This is a genomic window from bacterium 336/3, from assembly GCA_001281695.1.
In the GTDB taxonomy this organism is placed as follows: domain Bacteria; phylum Bacteroidota; class Bacteroidia; order Cytophagales; family Thermonemataceae; genus Raineya.
This window is the reverse complement of the sequence record LJIE01000001.1, coordinates 1,166,568-1,184,340: the sequence shown is the minus strand read 5'-3', so window position 1 is coordinate 1,184,340 and position 17,773 is coordinate 1,166,568. Positions and strand designations below refer to the sequence as shown.

9 protein-coding genes and 2 pseudogenes are annotated in these 17,773 nt (G+C 33.2%); 4 read left to right on the top strand and 7 right to left on the bottom strand.

What is annotated here, in order from left to right; genetic code table 11:
* Nucleotides 1–22 precede the first annotated feature (22 nt).
* Nucleotides 23–2,689: pseudogene (locus tag AD998_05540) on the top strand (hypothetical protein).
* Nucleotides 2,690–3,233: 544 nt separating this feature from the next.
* Nucleotides 3,234–3,872: a hypothetical protein gene (locus AD998_05535; protein ID KOY85685.1), complete on the top strand. Its 639-nt coding sequence runs from the start codon at nt 3,234–3,236 to the stop codon at nt 3,870–3,872.
* Between the two features lie 114 nt (nt 3,873–3,986).
* On the opposite strand, the gene AD998_05530 is transcribed toward AD998_05535, so the two are convergent.
* The 4 genes from AD998_05530 to AD998_05515 form a co-directional block, all read right to left on the bottom strand.
* On the bottom strand, nt 3,987–4,808 hold the full coding sequence (locus AD998_05530) for a hypothetical protein (protein ID KOY85684.1): 822 nt from the start codon (nt 4,806–4,808) through the stop codon (nt 3,987–3,989).
* A 92-nt stretch (nt 4,809–4,900) separates the two neighbouring features.
* A complete protein-coding gene (locus tag AD998_05525) occupies nt 4,901–5,344 on the bottom strand; it encodes a hypothetical protein (protein ID KOY85683.1) in 444 nt (147 codons plus the stop codon).
* A 31-nt stretch (nt 5,345–5,375) separates the two neighbouring features.
* Nucleotides 5,376–6,038 carry a phage-shock protein gene (locus AD998_05520; GenBank protein ID KOY85682.1) on the bottom strand — a complete coding sequence of 221 codons (663 nt, stop codon included), beginning with the start codon at nt 6,036–6,038 and terminating at the stop codon, nt 5,376–5,378.
* 230 nt (nt 6,039–6,268) lie between these two features.
* A complete protein-coding gene (locus tag AD998_05515) occupies nt 6,269–6,706 on the bottom strand; it encodes a hypothetical protein (protein KOY85681.1) in 438 nt (145 codons plus the stop codon).
* A 296-nt stretch (nt 6,707–7,002) separates the two neighbouring features.
* On the opposite strand from AD998_05515, the gene AD998_05510 reads away from it, so the two are divergent.
* On the top strand, nt 7,003–8,127 hold the full coding sequence (locus AD998_05510) for a DNA polymerase III subunit beta (protein KOY85680.1): 1,125 nt from the start codon (nt 7,003–7,005) through the stop codon (nt 8,125–8,127).
* Between the two features lie 66 nt (nt 8,128–8,193).
* Here AD998_05510 and AD998_05505 read toward each other — a convergent pair whose 3' ends face one another.
* Complete coding sequence (locus AD998_05505; protein KOY85679.1) at nt 8,194–8,409, bottom strand: hypothetical protein; 216 nt, start codon at nt 8,407–8,409, stop codon at nt 8,194–8,196.
* A 296-nt stretch (nt 8,410–8,705) separates the two neighbouring features.
* Here AD998_05505 and AD998_05500 point away from each other — a divergent pair.
* Nucleotides 8,706–9,413: pseudogene (locus AD998_05500) on the top strand (hypothetical protein).
* A 44-nt stretch (nt 9,414–9,457) separates the two neighbouring features.
* Here the strand turns inward: AD998_05500 and AD998_05495 are convergent.
* Nucleotides 9,458–11,275: a hypothetical protein gene (locus AD998_05495; GenBank protein ID KOY85678.1), complete on the bottom strand. Its 1,818-nt coding sequence runs from the start codon at nt 11,273–11,275 to the stop codon at nt 9,458–9,460.
* A 230-nt stretch (nt 11,276–11,505) separates the two neighbouring features.
* Complete coding sequence (locus tag AD998_05490; GenBank protein ID KOY85677.1) at nt 11,506–17,706, bottom strand: hypothetical protein; 6,201 nt, start codon at nt 17,704–17,706, stop codon at nt 11,506–11,508.
* Between the last annotated feature and the right edge of the window lie 67 nt (nt 17,707–17,773).

Sequence of the window (17,773 nt, the reverse complement as noted above, 5' to 3'; positions counted from 1 at the left end):
AACGCAAACACAAGGAATTTCGTTTATTGAAAACAAAAATCAATGGCAAAAAGATATCCGTTTTCGAGCCGATTTACCTTCAGGCTTTTTATTTGTTTATAACAATGCTCTTCAGTATAGTTTTTATGATGGTAAGGCTTTGGCTTATCAGAAACATAAAGACGTTTACAAAAATAATCCTGAATATGCCATTTATGAAAAAGAAAATGGTTTAAAAGCTCATAGTTTTGTGGTAGAATTTTTGGGAGCAAACCCTGTAAGTGTCCAATCAAAAAAAGTAGTCCCAACAAATTATCATTATTATGTAGGAGATAAAAGTAATTGGGCAAGTGATGTAAAAGGCTTTGAAGAAATTTATTATCCAAATGTATATCAAGGCATTAGCTATCATTTATTTAGAAAAGGTAAATCTCTTAAATACGAAATTACAGTCGAAAAAGACGCTAATCCAAATCAGATAAAACTGCATTATAATTATGCAGATCAAGTAACTATTTTGCCTGATGGCACACTCGAAATTAGTACTTCTGTTGGCAAAATTTATGAGAAAAGACCTGTCAGCTATCAAATCATTGGCAAGAAAAAAGTAGAAGTCAAAACCAATTTTGTACTTCAAAATAACATCATAAGTTTTTCTTTTCCAAAAGGTTATAACAAAAATCATCCACTTATCATAGACCCTGAACTTGTTTTTTCTACTTATTCGGGTGGTTCATCAGACAATTGGGGCAATACTGCCACCTTTGATGCTGCTGAAAACTTATATTCTGGCTCTACACTTTTTGGGTTAAATTTTCCCAATTTCACAGGAGCTACTACTATAGGCTCGCCAAGTAGTGGTTTTGGTGGACTTACTGATGTAGGTATATTTAAGTATAACCCTACAGGAACTACATTACAACAGCTAACTTTTATTGGTGGTAGCAGTTCTGAAATCCCACATAGTTTAGTGGTAGATAACCAAAACAGACTTTTAATATTTGGAACAACTAGTTCAACCAATTTTCCAACCACATTAGGTAGTTCTTTTCAGGGAGGAACTTTATCTACTGTGGTAGGTATTTCGTATGATAATGGTAGTGATATTTTTGTAACCAAACTCAATGCAAATGGCACACTCAACGCTTCTCGTATGATTGGGGGAACTGGAAATGATGGCTTAAAACCCTCTGGAGGAACAACTATTCATAATTATGGAGATGAATTGAGAGGAGATGTATATGTAGATGCTCTTGATAATGTTTATATCGCTTCTACCACTCGTTCTGCTACAATACCTGTACTTACAGGAACAAATACCTTGACTGGTGTATCCGATGGTTTGGTAATAAAAATGGACAATACACTCAATATCACATGGGGACAATACTTTGGTGGAAATGGTCTAGATATTGCTCTATCTATTCAAACAAACTCAGCCAATGAGGTTTTTGTGGGGGGGGGAACTAATAGCAACAATTTACCTGCTACAACAGGTAGTCTCAATCCAACTGCTTTGGGTAATGATGACGGTTTTATAGCAAAATTTGATGCTACAGGAACGCTGATTTCTACTACTTATTTGGGTACCAGTGCTGCTGATATGGCATTTTTTATTGATTTAGACTCAGATCAAGAAGTTTATGCTTTTGGGCAAACATTTGGGAATTATCCTATTTCAGTTGGTGTATATAATAATCCCAATAGTGGGCAGTTTATTCATAAAATTAGCCCTGATTTAACAACAAGCCGTTGGAGTACACGCATTGGGCAAGGAGATGGCAATCCTGATATTTCTCCAACAGCTTTTTTGGTAGTTACTGAAAGTAATTGTAACAATATTTATATTGCAGGCTGGGGTGGTAGCAATCAAGGTTCTTTGAGTGGAACAAGTAGTGGTCGAATTACCAACATGCCTACTACTTCTGATGCTTACAGACCTACTACTGCTACAGGTAGCGATTTCTACATTGCCGTTTATAAACGCAATATGGAAAGACTCTTATATGGTACTTTTTTCGGCGAAAATGCTAATAATGAAGTAGGCGACCATGTAGATGGAGGTACCAGTCGATTTGCAAAAAATGGTATTATTTATCATTCTACTTGTGCTTCTTGTGGAGCTACCAATGGCTTCCCAACAACAGCAGGGGCTTGGTCAGCAACCAATAATAGTAGCAATTGCAACAATGCCGTTTTCAAATTTAAACTCAATGTTAGTGCTGACTTTGATATGTTGAACCCTAAAAATTTACAATTAATCAACTCAGGTACAGAAACTTGCGAGAAAAGATTATTGTTTAAATTTACAGGTTTGGATGCTGATGATTTTCTTTGGGAAATCTTAGATGCTGGTAATAATGTTATTTTTTCTCAAAATACTCAAAAAGACTTTAGTTATACCTTCACTGTTGCTGGAAATTATAAAATCAGATTGAGTGTAACCAATTGTAATCAAACAGATCAAGCTATTCAAGATATCAATATCATTATTCCAAATTTTCAAACAAATGATAGTGTACAGATTTGTAGAGGTGAAAGCATACAGTTGCAAGCCAGTGGAGCAAATTCGTATCAATGGACACCCACAACAGGCTTGAGTAATCCTAATATTGCCAATCCAATTGCTTCCCCAACACAAACAACTAATTATACTGTAACATTTATTAATGATAAATGTAGAATAGATCAAAAAGTAAAAGTTATTGTATTACCTGTACTCACTGCCGATTTTACATTCAAACTTCTTAAAGATTGTAATACCCCCTATCGTGTTCAACTAAGTTTGCCTACAACTTTGGATACAGCCAAATTTGTACGATTCACTTGGGATATGGGTGATGGCACTATTTTAGAAGGTACTCATCCTCAAGAGTATATTTATAAAGAACCCAACAAAGATTATGTTGTTATGCTTACAGCTCTCAATCCTAATGGTTGTAATACAGTTGTGAAGAAAACCGTCAGCATACCAGCCCCTCCTATTCAACCACCCAATGCCATTACACCCAACAATGATGGCATCAATGATACTTTTGAAATTGCAGAAGTAGGTTCTAAAGTAGAAATATGGAACAGATGGGGTAAAAGAATGTTCAAATCTGACAACTACAAAAACGATTGGGGAAAAGATGTTGTAAATGGCTTGTATTATTATCTCATTATTTCTCCTTCAGGGGTGAAATGCAATGGTTGGATAGAGGTTTTAAAATAGTATATTTGCTTTCAATCAAACAACTATCTTATTATATTTTATGCGTTATATTTTCTTATTTTTTGTAGTGAGTATCATGGTTTCTTGCTCTAACTCCAAGCAAAAAGATAGCAAAAAAACCGAAGAAAAAGCTGTAAAGTACACTCCCAAAATCAAAGATTTTGAAAAACCCATTATACCCAAAGCTGATAGTGCTTTTTTGGGGCAAATTCAGTTTTTAAAAAATGATGCTATTAGCATTGTATTGCCCGATAGTACTGTCATCATTGCCAAGCAATCAAACACTACCACAAGAAAATACCAAATAGCCAAAGATAGTTTTCTTATTTTCAGTACCAAAAACTATGCAAAAGGCTATAAAATCTTCTCAAACGACAACAGGGCTCTTTGGGCTGTAAAAATGGGTTCAGAATCCATTGAAATTACTCAAGAAAACTTTGATAGAAATTTGTTTGAAATCAGAGTTCAAAAAGATGAGCTTTTAGTTCGTCATAAGAACATAGAATTGGGTAAAGCTACCTTAAAAGAAAACAAAGTAGTTTTTACTAAAAAAGGCAAAAAACTATTTGAAATAGATTCTGATGTGCTTTTACCAGCCTATGGCATACTACTCATTGAAGAAATAGGCATTGAAGAGCGTTATGCTTTATTTGCAGAAACGCTCGCAAGAGGATATTAAATATTATGTATGAATTGGCAAAGTCTTTGAGAAAGGAAGAAAGAGTTTCAATATTCTTTTTTCCTTTCTCTTTTTTCAAACAATAAATTTCTGTGAAAAATATTAGATATTTGTTTATTGCAGAATCCCCCAAACAATAGAACCAATACCCAAAACTACACAAGCAATCGCACCTATCAAAGACCATTTGGCTGCACTTTGAGTATCTTCAACCAATTCTTCTTCAGATTTTACAGAAACTATAAAGTTTTGCCCTTTTTCTTTGGGCTTTAAAATCGCTAATTCCCCTTGTCTATCAGAAGCCTCACCATACACATACAGTTGAGCATTGATAGGAATACATTCCTCTATCAATCTGTAGCCAATAGTATTGGAAGAACCAAAATTAGAGCTTCCTAAAAAATTCATCAGTTGGCCACCCCAAGAAGTATCTTTATTTTGTTGTAGATAATTATCAGAAAATTCTCTTTCAAATCTATCTAAACTTTTTTGCGTTATTTTCTTTGCCCCTTCCATATTTACTCTTATTTGCTTACCACTGTTATCATCTATATAAAATGGAATGGCATGTTCATTGGTAGAAACTGTTTCAGTATTTCTGCGTGTAACCCAACGAGAGTTACCATTGCTATCTGTTTCTTTCTCTTGAGTTTCATATTCTCTTAGAATGGTCGCTTTGTAGTACACTACAGGTTTTTCTGTATGGTCAGCAATGAGGGGTTTCTGAGCAACAGCCATTCCTTTTACTTCTACAATTTCTGTATAATTTCCTGTTCCTACGGCATCTTTGATATGGTCGTAATTCTCCCAAATCAGTTTAGCAGTAGTAGTTTCTTGATAACGAATGTTTAGAGCCTTATCTAATTGTCCTTTTCTATAAAACCAAAGCCCAACACCTCCTCCAATTAAAACAATTCCGATTATAAAAAATACCATTTGTGTATCTATTTTAAGTGAAAATTGAATATTTAGTTGTAAAAAAAGCAGATGATAAGGTTACCATCTGCTTATAATATGTGGGGTAGGTACTAAGCAGGCTGAGGGCTTGGCTTAAACATTTCATCATAGCTATCAGCTACTGTAGCTACAGTTTGCACAGCAGCCATAAACTCATTGAAGTCTAAGTTCGCACCTGCCAAAGAGTATGAATAAATTACAGCTCTATCAAATGTAAGACCGAAGCTACCAAAATGCATGCTTGCATTCAGACGCAACAATTCTTCAGCAGTTTTACCATCTACAGCAACATTTTCTGCTAGATAAGAATATACTTCAACCAGTACATCCTCTGTATGCCAACCAATAATACGGATATTTACATTGACTGTTCCAAATGCGAAACTGTAAGTATTTTCTACTTTAGCAACTTCATAATCGTGGAAAAGTTCTTGAATATATTTTTCTACTTTCGCTTGTGTAGAAGTGAGAAGACCTTCATTAATACCTTCTTTAATCACTTTAAATTTGGGCATATGTCTATGGGTTTAAACGTGTAAAGTTTGATTATTTGTTAAGTTCTGCTTTCAATTTAGCGAGTTCATCATCTACAGCAGAGTTTTTCTCTAAAGCCTTAAACTCATCATCTAAGCTTGTTTTATCATTAGACATTTCCATAAAAGCATTTGCTTCTGCTTCTGCTTTCAAAATTTTCTCTTCAAACTTGTCAAATTTAGCAAAAGAGTTAGAATCGAAACCTCCGATTTGTTTAGCAATCTCTTTTTGAGCTTTTGCAGCCTGATTACGAGCAATCAAGGTTTGCTCTTTCATCTTAGCTTCATCTAATTTTAACTTTAAGCTATCTACTTGTTGTTTCAATGTAGAAGCTGTAGCTGCTGCATTTTCGTACAATTGTTGATATTGTGTTACTTGTTGGTCTGCTTCAGCCTTTTTAGCCAATGCCTTACGAGCCAAGTCCTCATTTCCTGCTTGTAATGCTTGTGCTGCTTTATTCTTCCAATCGCTTGAAGCTGCCACAAATTTTTCATAATCTCTTTGCAATTTTTTTTCTTGAGCCATTGCTTGTGCTAAACCCGAAGTTGCTTTGGTGATAGATTCTTGCATTTCTAACACCATCTGCTTTATCATTTTTTCAGGATCTTCTGCTTTATCAAGCAGGTCATTGATGTTTGCTTTGAAGATATCTCCAATTCTTCCAAAGATTCCCATAATATTTTGCGTTTTTTAGTTGAAAAATATTTTAACACCGAAAAGCATCGGCAATAGCCAATATTAGCATATTTTTTTCTGAAAGCAAAATAATTATAAAAAAATCTTTCCAGAGTTATTTTTTACGAAATGGCATCTTTTTTTTATGAAAATATTAGTTGGATATACCTAAAGAAAAAACCTCAAAAAAATATTTTTTGAGGTTTTGAAATTATATTAACTGTGAAAAACTACACTATCTCTATATTTCTAACAGGCTTTTTCTTTACTTCTTCCTTTTTTGGAATAGATATATTCAAAATTCCATTTTCGTAATTAGCTGAGATTTTATCAGCTTCTACACTACTAGGAAGCACAAAACTTCTTTGAAAAGAACTATAATTAAACTCTTTACGAGTATAACGCCCTTTTTCATCTTTTTCTTCATGTTCTATTTTACTTTCAGAAGAAACACTCAATACATTGTGATTTAATTCTATCTTGAAATCTTCTTTTTGTTTACCAGGAGCAGCCAGCTCAACTACAAAACCATCTTCAGTTTCTTTGATGTTTGCGGCAGGTACTTGAGTAACTCCTGTATTTTTAAAAATTCTCTCATCATTCATGAAATCCTCAAACATAGAAGAGAAAGCAGGAAAGAATGAGTTTGTTTTTCTAATGAGTGTCATAACTTTAAAATTTTGAGGTTAAATATTTAGTTGTTGTAAAGTATTTTACAAGTTCTTTGCCAATACCTTAAATTGAACAATATGGCATGTTTTTATAACAAAAAAAGACACATTGTCATTTTAAATTATACAAAGTTTGTAAAAATAAGACATTTTGACATTATGCATTTTTAAATCAAAAAAACTTTGGTTTTCAATATTTTTAGCAAAAAATATTTCGTGTATATAGTTTTTAAACTGCGTTTTTTTCTTAAATTTGCAGACTTTTGAAGCAATATTATAAACTTTAGCTCTATATGAAATTTACGGTTTCTACCTCAGCGTTACAGAAGCAACTTTCTATTATCAGTGGTGTAGTGAGTGGCAATCCAATCGTGCCAATTTTAGAAAATTTTTTGTTTGAACTCAAAGAAGGCAAATTAACGATTACGGCATCAGACTTACAAACCACCATGATTACCAGTTTGCCTGTTGACGCTAATCAAGATATTCATATTGCTATTCCTGCTAAAATTCTTTTAGATACACTCAAAAGCCTTCCTGAACAGCCTGTTACCTTTGAAATAGATTCAGATACTTTTGTTGTAGAAATTCACTCTGAAAATGGTAGATACAAGCTTGCAGGCGAAAATGCAACAGATTTCCCAAGAGTGCCCACTACCAACGCTTCTTCAAAAATGAGTGTTTCGGCTCAAGCCTTGTTTGGAGCAATTGGAGGAACTATTTTTGCCACAAGCAATGACGAATTACGTCCTGCTATGACAGGTGTATATTTCGATTTGAGAGAAGATTACACCAATTTTGTAGCAACAGATGGTAACCGTCTGATTCGTTACAGAAGAGATGATCTTAAAAATTCTCAAAAATTGGGTGTAATTATTCCTAAAAAAGCCCTAAACTTAATGAAATCGGCATTGCCCAACGATGAAACTATTGTAGAAACAGAGTTTAGCAAATCAAATGCTTTTTTCAACTTTGGAGATACTAAAATGATTTGTAGGCTTATTGATGAGCGTTTCCCTGATTACGAAAATGCTATTCCTGCAAACAATCCTAATAAAATGGTGATTTCTCGTGGCGATTTACTAGCTTCTTTACGCCGTATTTCTATTTATGCCAATAAAAATACTTATTTGGTACGTTTGAAAATCTCTAACGATAATCTTCAAATCTTGGCAGAAGACTTGGATTTCTCTAATGAAGCTTCTGAAAACTTAGTTTGTAGCTATCAAGGTGAAGAAATAGAAATTGGCTTCAATGCTAAATTCTTGATTGAAATGCTTTCTAATGTTCCAACTAAAGAAGTTAATTTTGAGCTTTCGGCTGCTAACAGAGCAGGTATTATTTTACCAAGCGAAAAAGAAGAAAATACAGATACATTGATGCTCCTTATGCCTTTGATGTTAAGCAATTATGCTTAATTCATAATATTTCGTCTCAAACGACAAAAGCCTCCAAAATTGGAGGCTTTTGTCGTTTTTCTTTATTTATTTTTGCTCAAAAGCTTCTGTTTTTACAATTTCACTGTTCTCTATATAAATCCACAACTTTGTATTGGGTATTCTTAAATGTGATGGTAGCATCTGATTGTTTACTCTTCTAATATGCCCACCATCCAACAAACCTTGCTCTGCTCCTATCAAAATATCCAATGTATTAGGCTCTAAACTTGCTATAACTTTTCCTATTAACTGAATTTTCATATATAGTTACTGTTCAATTATGAATTTCTAATGTTTGCTAAAAAGTCTATATAATCTTTTTAAATTTAAAAATTGATATTGTTGATGCAACCTTTAGAAAAAATATTGTCCTTATTTTAAAGTTTAAATATTTTAAAATTATGCAAAAAATTTCAATTCTGATTATCTCATTACTGATACTAAATTCCTGTGCTACAATTTTTCATATAAGCCCAAGTAAAAAAATCAGTGCCATTCAATTTGCAAATACGCCTCACAATAACGCATATCATTTTTTTTATCCAAATGTTGAAAATGATACTATTTTACAACGTTTAAATATCGAGTATAAAATCCCAGAACTTGTAGCAGGCTCAAAAAATGAATATGAAAAAGTCTTACGTGTGCTAAACTGGGTACGCCAGCAATGGGAACACAATGGATGGAATAATGCAAAAACAAACAACCCCATAGAAATTTTGGAACGAGTAAAGAAAGGCGAAAAGTTTCGTTGTGTTGAATATGGGATTGTACTTCGAAATTGCCTCAATGCTATTGGCTTACCTGCTCGCACATTAGGTTTAATGACTCGTGATGTAGAAAAAACCAAGTATGGAGCAGGGCATGTTTTAGCAGAAGTTTGGCTAAATGATTATCAAAAATGGGTTATGGTTGATGCTCAATTTAATGCTATACCTTTTCTAAATAATACACCACTTAATGCTGTTGAGCTCCAAAGTGCTATTATTGAAAAAAAGCCTTTTAAATTTGTAAACATCAAAGGCGATTTCAGCGAATCTGAAACAGCTAATTATATGAGTTTCATTCCACATTATCTATATTATTTTAATAGCCCCTTTGATAGTCGTAGAGTAAAGACAGAAGATGTGTATAAAGTAAATAATAAAACACATTTGCTCTTAGTTCCCAAAAATGCAAAGAACCCAAGTGTTTTTCAGCGTGTTTATCCAATAGATTATGTAGAATACACAAACAATGTAGCAGATTTTTATGCAAAGCCTTAAGGAATTAAATAACACAAGAGCCTCCAATTTTAGAGGCTTTTGTGTTATCTCTGAATGACTATTTTTTTGTATTGAATTTTATTATTCAATTTATATTCAATAAAATATACTCCTGTTGATTGCTCTGTCAAATCAATTTTTGAAGAGTTCTGACTAATTTTTAAATTTAAAATCTTTTGCCCCAATGCATTAAAAATTGTTATTTCTTGATTCAAATTTTCTATATAAAATACCCCTTTACTTGGATTTGGGTAAATCTTTATATCATTCTTATTATCTTCTAAGTTATTGATAGAAACTATTTTAGCATATTTAGAATTTCCATCAAAATCAGTCTGTTTTAAACGATAATATGATATTCCCTGAAAAGGCTCCTTATCTATAAAAGTATACTTTTTTATTGTTGAACTGTTACCAACTCCATTTACAACACCTATGGCAGAGAAACTTTTACCATCATTACTTTTTTCAACTGTAAAAAAGTGATTATTAATTTCTGATGCAGTTTGCCATTCAGTATGAACTTCATCATTTTTATAAGTAGCTTCAAAATTAAGAAGTTCTATAGGTAATGGCGTTTGTGCAATATTAATTGTACCAACTGTAAAACGAATGTTATTGTTGAGTCCAGTAACTCCTGAAAACTGATAAGTAGTACCAGCCACAAATGTAGCTCCTGCTACTACTCCACCTCCAGCAACTGTTTCATCAGAAAATATTCCATCATTATCTGTATCTATCAACAAACGCAAATCTGAAGCTGTAACGGGTCCCAATCCACTTAAATTAAAACGTATATCAAAGCTTGTGATACTTCCTGTTTCTGAGCCTCGCCATATACGTGAAAATCTACCCTGTAAACCTTCCCCAGCAGGATAATCCAGACTAGTACCAGACCTTACAGCAGGAGCATTGTCATGCCCCCATATATAAAATTCGTTATCATCCAATCCCACAGAGTTCAATATTGTAACAATACCTGTCCCTTGTGAGTTATTTTGAATATTACTAGCATCAACCCTTCCTATACCTGCTACTTCATGGTCGTAATTTCCTGAAGCTACATCATCTTCATCATATAAATCGTTAGCTGTAAGTGTTCTACCATATTTTGCAGCTAAATAATTATTTACGATTATACGTTGGGCTGAATTGATTGGAGCATTAAACATAATGACCTCTGCCAAATCTCCATTGATAAAACGCCCTGTTGTATTTCTTTCGTTTCCAATATATAAATCAAAATTATTGGCAGAAGGCGTTTTATTTTCATTATCTGTATAAATTGAACCAAAATTTTTATATACATCTCTACCAACTGTAGCATTATAAGAATATTCAATAATATTAAATTCAGTAGTTGTTACCTGTCCTGCTGCAGAACTAGGTCCTGTTCTTGTTGCATCTGTATATAAATGAGGCATATGTACATTACCATCATTATAACTTAGCATTTCATAGTTTTCTTGTACATCATTACCTTTGACAAGCCAAGCATTATAATTTTTTTGTAAATCTGCTATTACAACAATAAAAATATGCCATTGTGTTAAGTCTAATATTGCATTATCAGTTATCCATAGTTGATCATCTGTACCATCAAAATCTATGGAAGGATAAGAATTGACAGAGTTTGCTACAAATGTAGGTCTTGCATTTACACTACTAGGTACAGCATTAAAACCATTTCCTGATTGGTCTGCCCAGTTTGTAACACTTGTACCAGTAAGTGTTACACCTCTGTTTGCATCAAGCCAAATAATATTGTTGGTAGATGCCCCTACACCTCCTGGTCCTGTTTGAGCAAAAATACTTTTGAGGTTATAGCTATATAAAAATATTATCAGAAAACAGCTCTTCATATTATTATAATTTGATATAATTCTCAGTAAAAATAAAAAAAAAACTAAAGACAAATAACACTACATTTTGATATTTTTTTTGATATAAATGTTTTTATTAATAATAGTTTTTATTCAAGAATAATTATGATTAATTCGTTATTACATAGAAAACTATTCCGTAAACAAGCTACTATAAAATAAAAAAGGGCTTTTAGCCCTTTTTTATAATTAAGTGTATTTAATCAATTCTAATCTATTTTTACTCTTATACCAGCTGAGTGGCTTGTAAACTCAGGAGCATACATACATTGAATGGTTGTAATACCATTTGAGAAATCGCCTTTGATTGAAGCTCTAAGCGGATATTCAAAAACATAAGTTCCTTTACGTAAGTAGCTAAAAAAGAAGTTTGTAGCCATGTCTTTGGTACTTTCGTAATACCACAAACCATCCTGATATTTATAGCTGGAAATCACATTGGTTGGCTCAAAACCTGCTGCTCTCATGTCTTTCATGTGTACATACTCCATATCTCTATCTACTCTCAACTCCACTCTTACTTTAATCATATCACCCACTTTGATTGAATTTTTGTCTGTGATAGGAACTAGAATTTTCCCTTTGTCAGAGTCCTTTTCAATAAAGAGTTGCTTTTTAATGCTCAAAGGAGTTTCAGCAAACGTAATTTTATCCAATTGTTCAAAATATTGCCAGTAAACAGCACCCCAAGCCACACCATCATCTTTCTTCTGAACTTTGATATTACCAAAACTAGGTTTCACTTGTTCTGCATTCCAAGCAGTTTTGAAATAGCCTGTTCCTGCTTCTACTTTGGTTTCAGTAGCTTCTGAAGGTCTAACTTTTTCACCTCCAATTGTTACTTCTACAAGTTGCTCACTTGCAAGTGCATCAGAGCCTCTACGAAGAAGAGCAAAGCAAGCTTCTGATGTAGCTCTTGTGGTTTTCCAATCTTGAGTCTGTTTTTGTTTCAAAAGCCAAACTTTCAAGTCTTCCACAGCTTTCTGATTTTTAGCTACTTCATCATATACTTCAATCATCAAAGCTTGTGTTTCAATAGGAGCTTGATACCACCAATAGCCTCTGTCTTGTTTCCAGTACATTCCAAATTCTTCTGAATTTAAAGCTCTTTCTGAGAACGATTTAATCATGGCTTGTGGAGTTACTTTATCTCCAAATCTATCCAAAGCAAGTGCTAACATACCTTCTGTATAAATTGGATAAGAAAGCCAGAATTTTTTTGCTTGTCCTAAATAATAGTCAAATGCAGTTTTACTTGAGTTAGGGATAGCAATGTCTTTGAAATAACTTCTTGCATACAAATATTGTATTTGTGTATAACCCAGGTTATTATCTTCAAATTTACATTGTCCACGTTTTACACAAGCTTTGAGGCGTTCATAATCATCGTCAATCATTCTATCTGCATAACGAATTGCATCTTGAATCATATCCCATGTTTTTGCATCTTGACGAATAGATTTTATCTTCATCACGTCTAAATGTCCCATTTGAGCAATAATATGCTGTGTCATGTATCTGTCTTCAGGGAAGCCCAAGAACCATGTAAAACCTCCACTGGAAAGCTGATGTTTACGAACTTTTTCAAGAGCAGCAGCTTGTTCTGATGCCATTCTGTTTAAGTCGAATAATAATGCCACTTGGCGTTTGCGTTGACTTTCATCTTTGGCATTAAGTACCCAAGGTGTTTCTTCTAAAATAGCCGATTTTAACTCTTGATTTTTCTCTAAATTTGAAAGCAAAGCTTCAGGTTGATAGTTTTTCCAAGTGTCAAATACTTGCTTGATTTTCGGATTACTATTAGCAATATGTGTTGCAATAGAGTTTGCATAATATCTGCTAAAAGTTTGCTCAACACACTCATAAGGGTACTCCATCATGTATGGTAATGCTTGTACAGCATACCAAGCAGGGTTTGAGGTAAACTCTAATGTAAATCTTTGATGCTTTAAAGTATTAGAGCTTCCACTGGTAATGAGTTTTTCAAATTTAAACTCTTTTTCTTGTTTACCACGAATAGGAAGTGGCATTGTTTCTGTTACAAGCATTCTATTTGTAACCACAGGAAGAGTCATTTCCTCACCATCAGAGAAATTACCTGCTTTCGCTACTACTTTGTAAGTAAGAGCTTGTAATCCTTCTGGTATTTTAATTTTCCATTCTATATTGATGCTTTGTCCTGCTTTGGCTGTGAAGCTTCTAAGAGCTTCGTTGCTTGCAAGAATGTTAACTTTTTTATTGTTGATAGCATCAAAAAACTCTATTTGGGCTTGTCCTTGTAGCTCTTTTTCTGCTAAAGAAGTCACTTTTACAGCAAATACCATTTCATCATTTTCTCTGTAAAAACGAGGCTGATTAGGTACAACCATCAAATCTTTTTGGGTAACAAGACTATTCTGAGCAAGTGCATAAGCAAGTTCTTTATTATGTACAAAACCTAGCATTTTCCAGCGAGTAAGAGCTTCAGGAACAGTAAACGCCACAATGATTTCTCCATTTTCATTGGTTTTTAAATCTGGATAGAAAAATGCTGTTTCTGCAAAGTTTTTACGAACTTTTACATCTCCTAAATCTTCTGGTTTAGTTTTTTTACCTTCTTGCCTATTTTGTTTCTCACCACCTTTTATACTACTCTCTTTTTCACCTATATCTGCTTTTGTTGCAGTAATAGCTTTTTCAGCTTTAAGTTCCCCTGGAGAACCTGCCATCATCTTATCCGCTTCCATATCCATTGATTCTTCTACCTCTACCACATTACCATCTTTGCTTTTAGATTTTTTAGCTACACTTCGATATACTTTTCTATCATAATATCTTCTTTGGTAATAACTTACAGAATATCCAAACCAATTCAAATCATCATAATCATAGGTGTAAGCATAATAATAGCTATCCCATCCATAATTTTTGATATTGAAAGAAATTTGTTCAAAACCATTGTTACTACCCCAAGAAGACCAAAGAGCATTATTTCCCCAAAAATCTATATCCCACACATTCGGTCTGAACACATCCAAAGAAGCATCATAAAGTGTAGCAACCATCTCAGCAGCTACTTTATCAGCTTTTTTACCTTTGATACGCAGTTTCCATTGTTCTTGCTCACCTGGTTGAAGTTTATTTCTGTATGTTTCAAAAACCACTTCTAATTCTTTGTTGGTATAAGGAATGTTTACAAATACATTTTGTGTGTATAAACGATTGTTTCTGATACCTGTAGCAAGTACATAAATCCCTCCTCTATAGTTTTCTTTAAGAGGTATATCAAGCGTTTTTTGCTCATCGTTCAAATTTATCCATTGTGTTTCTAATACATCTTTATCCAAAACAATCTGATAAAGTGTATTCCATTTCCCTGAACCAGAAAGTAAAATTTCAGCTTTTTCGTTGGGTTCATGAATGTCTTTAAGAGAAATAGCCTGCAAGTGTCTTGGATAAGCCATGTTTTTAGATTTCTCAGAAATCACATTGAAATACATTTTTTCTCTTACTTCCTGCCCGAATTTATCAGAACTTACCATTTCAAGCAGATATACACCTTGTTGCCACTTTTTCAAATCTCTGATTTCAAACTCTTTTTTGTCTTTGGTATCAAATTTTGTATCAAAAACTTCTTTATCTTTCTCCCAAAAAGCCATATTGTCTTCATTATTATAAGCTTCCAATGGGAACATTTTTTCAAAGTTTTCTTTTGAAATACTTACAAGGTCAGGTTTTGACCAAAATCTCTTCTTATAGGCTTGTTTAGGAGATTTAAGTCTATAAATTCTTATTTCACCTTTTGCTGACTCAAATTCACCCATCAGATTGGTTGTTTTGATAGCAAATGGTTTATTTTGCCAGTCGTCTTGTTTGATATCTTGGATATTAGTCCCTATTTGTAAAGCTTTATAACCTACTTTTACAACTGTTTCAGAAGAACGTGTTTCACCATTTAAATCTGTAACATCTGCATAAACTGTATAGTTGAAAGTTGGTTCGCTGGCTTTATCCACACTCAAATCAGGTATTGCTTCAAAATTGATTTTAAATACACCTTGAGCATCTGTTTGGCTAACTCCATTGGTAATTTCGATTTCTGGAGAATCAGGGTAATAACCATACCAACGCCACCACCAATTTGGGAAAGATGCTTTTCTGACAACTCTGTATTTTACTTGAGAATTATCAATATTTGCACCTGAATAAGCTTGAGCTTTACCCTCCACTGTTACTTGGTCACCTAAACGAAAGGCTCCTTTAAATGGCTCAAATTTTACTTCAAATTTAGGGCGTTTATATTCTTCTACAGAAAAATAGGTATCTCCAGAAACAGATGAATGCAGACGCATCTGTCCTGTAAGCCCTGTTTTTGGGGCTATTACAAAACCATTAAATGTGCCATATTCATTTGTTGTGAATTGTTTGGTTTCTACAACCTGACTGTTTACATCATAAAATGTAACTGTAACAGAGCTATTGGGCAATATTTTATTTTCTTTTCCTTTTTTTTCATAAACCAAACCTTTAAAGTAAACTGTTTGCCCTGGTCTATAAATAGCTCTATCTAAAAAGAAATGTGTATAATTGTATGCTTGAGCTTCACTATAAATACTTTGGTATAATGAGCCTCTTGAATAATAACTTCGATTATCTACATCATCTGTAGATACATAATCATTCTGACCAATAAAATTAACTGTCAAGTTTCCTACACTATACTTATATCCACTTCTTGTTTCATAAATAAATGGTATTTTGAAATAACCTTTGTTATCACTTGTAAAATTTCCTTTGTTGATAGATTCATAATCCCCTATTCTTGAATTGTACTCATAAGCAAAAACTTCCGCTTTAACATTTGCAATTGGCTCACCTGTTTGCCTGTTGAGTACATAAAACTCTGTTGTGCCATCAGGCATATTTTTATGAATATAAGCCATATTAGAAACAGTAAAAAAGGCGTAAGCTACCACATTTTTACTCAAACTAAACCCAGAAGCCTCGCTCATCAATATCATATAATCTCCTGTTGGTAAGCCTTCAAAAGGCACTTCAGTACGATGTGTTTGATAATCTTGTTGTGTAGGCAAATCAAAAGCTCCTTTTTTTAAATCAGTTTTAGCTAAAAAATAGGTTAAAAACTTCTTCTCTTCATAGTCATCATAATCTTTGTACTGTTTTTTACGTTGCTCTCTAACTTCTTTTCTATTTACTTTTACAATTTTGTAATGAATTTTTTCTAAATTTTTATAACTCAACAAAGCTTTAAAGTAAGTTTGTGAAGGCTCTGTTTGTTCCATCTGTACACTCAAAGACTTTTGTTTGATAGCTGTTTGTAGTGACATACAGCTGACAGCCCCTTCAGACGTAGGGAATAACTTACTTCCTTCTTCACAAATTTGATAGGCTTTTTTCAAGTCTTGTTGGTGCTGATTGCCTTTCTCTGAGCTATATTTTTGCCCTTGTCCATACCAATATTCAGCCATGGCATGATATACAAAGGTAACTTGTGAATTTTGATTATAACGCTTTTTTAAATTTTCTAAAGCCTGTAGATATAATTCATCTTTTTGTGGCAAAACAGAATGATTATGCACAAACTTGAGTCTTGCTAAATCATTTTGAATAAAAATACTTTCGTTATTTTGATTAAGTTTTAAGAGTTGTTGATAGATTTTCAGAGCTTGAAATTTAAAAGCTTCTTCATCTTTTGTTTTGATTTCAGTTTTTATAAAATTTTCTGCATCTGAGGCATATATTTTATCATTGATTTGAAAATAATAGGCTGGTCTTGTTACCTCTGGTTCAGTGTTCTGATAAAAGGTAAGAGTTCTCCAAGCAAGAAAGTCGTATAAAGTAGGACGTAGTTTTCTTGCACTTGTAGAGCCTTTATAAATAATTTCATCAAATATGTCAATTTTAGTGCTTTGTAGTACATCTGTATTTTGCAGAGAAAGTGTATAATATTTTCTTACTTCTTCTACAATTTTATCTAATGTCCAAGTTTCTAAGTCTTCACTATTTTCAGCCATTTTAGTACGCCCACTAAATTGCCAACGGTTTTCTTCATAGTATTTCCAATATATTTCAGCAAGCATAGAATACAATACATTCCTAGTAGGCATTTCTGCTTTCTCAGCTTCTTCTTTAAGCTGATTTAACGCTTTTACCAAATCTTTTTCTTCTTTAATTTCAAAATATTTGAGCCGATGAATCACAGCCTTTACAAGCTGAGCATTGTTTTTTTCGGTTTTAGCTTTTTGATAAATTTCTTCTACAGATTTACGAGCTGTTTCTGGTAGCCCTTTACTTTCTGCATCAGTTACTTTTTTCCAAAGATTTTCGTACATGGTTTGTGCGTAGTTAGGTTGCAAATAGGCAAAGAAGCAACAAAGTGTTAATCCCAGCCTTAGAAACAAATTTTTCATAAAAGAGTCTTTATTTGTATAGATGTAAGGTTAACTAAAATTCCATAAAAATTTCAGTTTTTTTTCA

Bases quoted from the DNA above. Each gene is read 5' to 3' on its own strand.
- AD998_05535 (KOY85685.1), top strand. From the start codon at position 3,234: ATGCGTTATATTTTCTTATTTTTTGTAGTGAGTATCATGGTTTCTTGC.
- AD998_05530 (KOY85684.1), bottom strand. From the start codon at position 4,808: ATGGTATTTTTTATAATCGGAATTGTTTTAATTGGAGGAGGTGTTGGG.
- AD998_05525 (KOY85683.1), bottom strand. From the start codon at position 5,344: ATGCCCAAATTTAAAGTGATTAAAGAAGGTATTAATGAAGGTCTTCTC.
- AD998_05520 (KOY85682.1), bottom strand. From the start codon at position 6,038: ATGGGAATCTTTGGAAGAATTGGAGATATCTTCAAAGCAAACATCAAT.
- AD998_05515 (KOY85681.1), bottom strand. From the start codon at position 6,706: ATGACACTCATTAGAAAAACAAACTCATTCTTTCCTGCTTTCTCTTCT.
- AD998_05510 (KOY85680.1), top strand. From the start codon at position 7,003: ATGAAATTTACGGTTTCTACCTCAGCGTTACAGAAGCAACTTTCTATT.
- AD998_05505 (KOY85679.1), bottom strand. From the start codon at position 8,409: ATGAAAATTCAGTTAATAGGAAAAGTTATAGCAAGTTTAGAGCCTAAT.
- AD998_05495 (KOY85678.1), bottom strand. From the start codon at position 11,275: ATGAAGAGCTGTTTTCTGATAATATTTTTATATAGCTATAACCTCAAA.
- AD998_05490 (KOY85677.1), bottom strand. From the start codon at position 17,706: ATGAAAAATTTGTTTCTAAGGCTGGGATTAACACTTTGTTGCTTCTTT.